Origin of the sequence: Colwellia sp. C1TZA3, from assembly GCF_007954265.1 — a bacterium.
In the GTDB taxonomy this organism is placed as follows: Bacteria; Pseudomonadota; Gammaproteobacteria; order Enterobacterales; family Alteromonadaceae; genus Cognaticolwellia.
Genome location: NZ_VOLS01000118.1, coordinates 1 through 3,168, shown reverse-complemented (window position 1 = coordinate 3,168; position 3,168 = coordinate 1). Strand labels below are relative to the sequence as shown.

General features: G+C 35.0%; 3 protein-coding genes. 2 read left to right on the top strand and 1 reads right to left on the bottom strand.

Annotation, left to right across the window (positions count from 1 at the left end):
* The first annotated feature begins 679 nt into the window (after positions 1-679).
* Entirely contained in the window at positions 680-1,486 is an 807-nt protein-coding gene (locus ESZ39_RS17335; RefSeq protein WP_146881168.1) for an alpha/beta fold hydrolase, read from the top strand.
* A gap of 5 nt (positions 1,487-1,491) precedes the next feature.
* Positions 1,492-2,409, top strand: a complete 918-nt coding sequence (locus ESZ39_RS17330) for a diguanylate cyclase (RefSeq protein ID WP_146881167.1) — start codon at positions 1,492-1,494, stop codon at positions 2,407-2,409.
* Between the two features lie 165 nt (positions 2,410-2,574).
* Here ESZ39_RS17330 and ESZ39_RS17325 read toward each other — a convergent pair whose 3' ends face one another.
* Entirely contained in the window at positions 2,575-2,826 is a 252-nt protein-coding gene (locus ESZ39_RS17325) for a hypothetical protein (protein WP_146881166.1), read from the bottom strand.
* Between the last annotated feature and the right edge of the window lie 342 nt (positions 2,827-3,168).

The window sequence follows — 3,168 nt, the reverse complement described above, 5'->3', positions numbered from 1 at the left end:
GCAGGAAAAATAACTCAAGGTAAGGCGCTCGATTGAGCAATAGCTGGCTATTGGGATTGAGAGCAACACAGCCTTGAGCTATTTTAACTAGTACAAGTGAGTAATAACTTAATGGGATTGGTATTAGATGTTCTACACGCTAAGTCACTCAAATTACTTAGCTCATTTAATAAAGTGAGTTGGTTAATTTGAGTTCACTTATTTATGGCTTGCTTTACTTATCTAATGACTAAATCTAATGACTAAATCTAATGACTAAATCTAATGACTAAATTATTCACTTCAGTTGATACTTGAACATACACTTTACTATCAGGATTGGTGAGCATTTACTCAATTAATGCACTTCACTCAGGCTAGCATTCCTCATAAAACATTACCAATGCTCGATATAAGTAGACATGATCGGATATAACCCGACACAACTTAAAAAACTTTTAAAAACCAAGTAAAGCTTTAATTGAATTTATGTCACTTATTAGTATAAATTATCCCCATTAAAACAATCAACTCGCAATACCTCATAATAGCCTTTGGTAGTATCTGGCTCATCAACGTCAGTATAATATCAAATTAATTATAAATGCTTTGCTTAACTTGAGTAATTCAATTAAATTTACTAAATTACAATAGAACGGCACTAATTGTTGTTAACCTCATGAATAAGGATTAAATTAGCTTGCCAGATACAAATGATGTACTTATTAGAAATAATGTTAAATTAATTGGCCAAGGCAGTAAAACGCTATTTCTGGCACATGGATTTGGCTGCGATCAAAACATGTGGCGTTTTTTAACACCAGAACTGGCCAAGCACTTCACGATTGTATTATTTGATTATGTTGGCTCAGGTGCCTCTGATATATCTCAATATAGCAAAAAACGTTACAGTAAACTTGAAGGGTATGCTGATGATATCATTGAAATATGTGACACTTTAGAGCTATCTAACGTCACTTTTATTGGGCACTCAGTCAGTTGTATGATTGGCGCGATTGTTGCAACTCAAAGACCTGAGTTATTTTCTAAGCTAATAATGATCTGTCCTACGCCCTGTTTTTTAAACTTTCCTCCTGAATATTTTGGTGGTTTTGAAAAAGAAGATCTAAAAGAATTGTTAAACCTTATGGATAAAAACTATATTGGCTGGGCTAATTATTTGGCACCATTAGTGATGGGCACAACTAATCCAGATGATCTTATTGGCGAGCTATCGGGCAGTTTTTGTTCTACCGACCCTGTTATTGCCAAAAATTTTGCTGAAGTAACATTTTTATCTGATTATCGTTATCTTTTAAAAGAGATTAAACAGCCATCATTAATTTTACAAAGCGAAAATGACGCACTGGCTGCAATCTCTGTTGGTGAGTTCATGGCGCGTGAAATAACGCATAATACACTTGAAATTATTGCCGCTAATGGCCATTGCCTACATATGACTCACCCTGAAGCTATTATGGATTCGATAATAGAATATGCGAAGTAATTAAAGTGGAAAACAATCACATCGAGAATAACAAGGTGCTAAATTACTCTCTTGATAGCTTTCCATGTGGTGCTTTAATAACTAATTCCTCGCGAATTATTACCTATATCAATTCATACTTTACCAACCAACTATTGTGGAAGCCTAATTATCTTATTGGTAAAAGTGTCGATATTTTGTTTACCCAATCCTCAAGAATATTTTTTCAAAGTTATTTAATTCCTACACTTTTACACGAAAAAACATGTGAGGAGATGCAGCTAATTATATTAAATGCAGATGGACAACGTATTCCTATAACCGTGAATGCTAGTTTAAGTGTTGATGGCAGTATTTATTGGAGTTTATTCAATGCTTCTAAACGAGACCAACTCTATGAGGAGCTAATAAAAACCAGAGAAACACTTGAGATACAAGCTGAGAAATTGAAATTACTTGCCTCGACTGATGAGTTAACTGAGTTATTAAATAGAAGGGAAATGAAACACCGGAGTAGCTTGATGCTGGAACAAGCAGCAAGATCTCATTACTCGGTAAGTTTATTAATGTTAGATGTCGATCATTTTAAAAAAATAAATGACACCATGGGCCATGTAGAAGGTGATCGAGTACTAAAAAAACTCGGGCAATTATTAAAAGGATTTGGTCGAAAAACAGATCTTATTTCTCGTTTTGGCGGAGAGGAGTTTTTGATCATGTTACCAGACACCAACAAAAGTGATACTTTATTACTATGCCATAGACTACATAAGTTAATCGCTGAAATTAAAGTGGGCAACAGCTCACTAACCGTAAGTATTGGCTTAAGTATTTGTGACAAAAAAATATCATTTACAGATTTATTTACTCAAGCAGATAATGCCATGTATAAAGCGAAAGCGCTTGGAAGAAATAGAACCGAAATTGATTGTAGTAATCACTAACACCAATGCTTAAGCTAGACCTCAGAACCTTAGAACCTTAGATCAACAGTACCACTGCAACTATTTAACCGCTCAACTTTCCGAGCTAAGTATTCACTGCTTTTGTCAACCTTGACTTGACAATAACCAGCACTGGGCGTATCAATTTTTGTTCTTATATCTGAGTTATTTAAACCACACTTTGCCGCCAATAAATTTATAGGCAGGCAAACCGCGGATCAAGGTCTCTCGAGCGAATGGCTTATCACACTTAGGGCAAATACAAGGCTCAACCGTATAATCTTGGCTAATCCGCTCTTTAAAGCTTTTGACTAAAGCTCCTTTACCACCCTTTCGGTATTTAAATAATAAGGCATTACAACCCAGACAAAAAATATCGACGGTTTTTGTTGGGCCTTTTTTATTCGGTTTTGCCATAAATTATATCAGTGTTCTGCTTATGTTTAGTTGCTGGTTTATGTTCATTTTTTTGTTTTAGTTTTACGATAACAGAAATGAGCCTATTATTACTTCGCTATTACCCGATAATACTAATAAACAGCTAATGGACTATCTTTTATTGCTTTAGATTCGCCATGGTACACTTTTTTTATCGTCCATATAATCGTCTAATACCAGTTCCATTAAGTTTGTGATCTTGTTGTGCGCAGGAAAAATAACTCAAGGTAAGGCGCTCGATTGAGCAATAGCTGGCTATTGGGAGTGAGAGCAACACAGCCTTGAGCTATTTTAACTAGTACAAGTGAGCAATAACTTAAT

What these genes read in the sequence shown, in the direction of transcription:
- ESZ39_RS17325 (WP_146881166.1), bottom strand. Translation starts at nt 2,826, where the DNA reads ATGGCAAAACCGAATAAAAAAGGCCCAACAAAAACCGTCGATATTTTT.